The 2419-nt window shown below is 69.5% G+C and carries 1 protein-coding gene; it reads left to right on the top strand.

The window, feature by feature from the left end; all coding sequences use genetic code 11:
• Window positions 1-2419 (top strand): beta strand repeat-containing protein (locus C5F48_RS25450; RefSeq protein WP_181247762.1); only part of this gene is annotated, 2419 nt, incomplete at both ends.

Consider the following 2419-nt stretch of genomic DNA (forward strand, 5'->3'; position numbering starts at 1 on the left):
ACCGTCGCGGCCAGCATCGACCTCGGCGACCGCAACCGCTCGATCACCGCCGGCGGCGCCCTCGCCGTCACCGCGGCCGAGACAGTCGAGATGTCGTCGAACGTGGTGAACGTCACTGCCGCCGTGGCGCAGATCGGCCTCGCGGTCGGCGCGGCCACCATGAGTTCGCGCCACGCCTCCGGCGTCAGCAGCGACATCCGCCGCAGCCTGGTCAACGCGGGCAAGATCAGCCAGACCGCAACCTCCGAGCTCGACGTGACCCGCACCGACGTGACGGGCGTCTCGGCCGGCACCGTCGCCGTGGTGGTGAACGTGGCGAAGGTCGAGGCCGAGGCGCTGGTCGCCACCCGCGTCACCGACGCCACGCTGATCGCCGCGGGCGATCTGGCGCTGTCGGCGAAATACGACATCTTCGCCCGGGCCTCGGGGATCGGCGTCTCGGCCGGCCTCGGCGCCATCGGCGCGATGGTGGCCCAGCTCGAGGCGGGGACCGAGCACGGCGCCGACGCGCTGGTGCAGATCAGCGGCCGCTCGCGGCTGCAGGCGGCCTATCTCTCGGCCCAGGCGCAGATCGCCAGCAACCTCTTCGGCAATTCCAAGGTCGGCGGCGGCGGCGGTCTGGCCGCGGTCGGCGCGCAGACCGACCTCACCGACGCCACGACGGCGGCGGTGCGGATCGAGGACGGCAGCGACCTCGCCGGCAATTCCGTGGTGCTGAACGCCACGGCCGACCGTTCGGTCGACGGCCTCGCCAATGCCAAGGCCTTCGCCGTGGCCTCGGGCGCCGGGGCGGGCATGTCGGTGACGACGACCGGCGATGCGCGGGTCGAGTTCTACGACGCCGCCGACAGCAGCTGGCGCACCACGGTCACCGGCCGCTTCGTCCAGATCGACACGCTGAACATCACCCGCAAGCAGTACATCGTCGAGAATTCGACCGGCAGCAGCAAGATCAACAACATCGAGAGCGGCTCGGTCAGCCTCGTCGGCGTCAGCGCCGTCGCCAGCAACGCCGATATCGGCACCTCCTCGGACAAGACCTCCTCGGTGGTCGATCTCGGCAACGCCCGGATCGTCGGCGTCGGCAGCTACGCCGCACCCGCCACGGTGACGCTGCGCGCGCTGTCGACCGTCATGGCCAATGACGCCGTCTCGGTCACCGCGGTCAGCGGGGCCTTCGGCGCCGCGGTCGCCATTTCGGACGTGACGATCAACGCCGAGACCGACGTGCGGATGTCGGGCGCCTCGATCACCAACACCTCGGGCAATGTCACGCTGGAATCGCGGGCAACGCTACGCAACGGCTCGGACGCCGGCATCTTCCAGACCGGCTATTTCGGCGCGGCCATGGGCGTCAGCGCCATCTCGCTCACCAACAGCTCGACCACCGTCAGCATCGCCGACAGCGCCATCCTCGCCTCGCGGGTCGAGATCAACGCCGGGCGCGGAGCCTATATCGACAACTCGCTCAGCTCGATCTCCTCGGCGAACGGCAGCCTGATCTCGGCTTCGGTGGGCCTCGGCGTCGCCGTCACCCGCAACGAGGCCAACCTGACCAGCCTCGTGGACATCAGCGGGGCCAGCGACATCCGCTCGGGCGGCAATCTGGTGCTGAACGCGATCCGCGGGCTGATGGTGCAGAAGCACGACGGCATCGTCGTGGTGCTGGCGGTCATCCCCTACGGCTATGCCGTGGGCAACATCGGCTCCGACAGCATCACCGCCGACGTGCGGCTCGGGTCGCAGGCGCGGCTGCAGGCCGGGGTGAACTACCAGACGCTCTACCAGGTCACCTATGCCGAAGACAGCACGCTGACCAATGTCGGCAACACGCCGCGGGCGCTGACAGCGGCCGAAAAGACCGCGCTCGGTCTGGCCGAGGGCCAGGACTACACCGTCGGCTACTGGGACAGCAGCAACCTGGCGCTCGACCTCCTCTATGGCGACATCGTCGAGTTCGAGGCCGCCAGCGCCGGAACCGCCACCGGGACCGTCGGGCAGTATTACCGCTTCATCGGCAATCCCGCCGGCGGCACCCTGTCGGTGATCCTGTCGAAGGCCGACTACACCGACCGCACCCTCTGGCAACCGCTCGGCTCTACTCTAACCGAGGCGCAGGGCGCCGCCGCGGGCGGGGTCTATGGATCGAACAGCCTGACCCAGCTTGCCGCCGCCCTAGCGCAGCAGATCGTGGTGATCCGCCCGGCGGGCAGCGACGACATCGGCGTGACGGTGGGCGAGCTCGGCACCGTGCTCTACAGCCAGTACCGCACCGTCCAGGAATGGATGGCCAACCACTCGACAAATGCCGAGGCCGTGGCGCGCTATCAGGCGCAGCTCGAGCAGATCATGGTCCAGCTCGGCCAGCTGGGGCTTCCGGCGCCGGGTTCGGCCAGCGCCTCGTCGATCCCGGACGCCA

The organism is Cereibacter changlensis JA139 (assembly GCF_003034985.1).
In the GTDB taxonomy this organism is placed as follows: domain Bacteria; phylum Pseudomonadota; class Alphaproteobacteria; order Rhodobacterales; family Rhodobacteraceae; genus Cereibacter; species Cereibacter changlensis.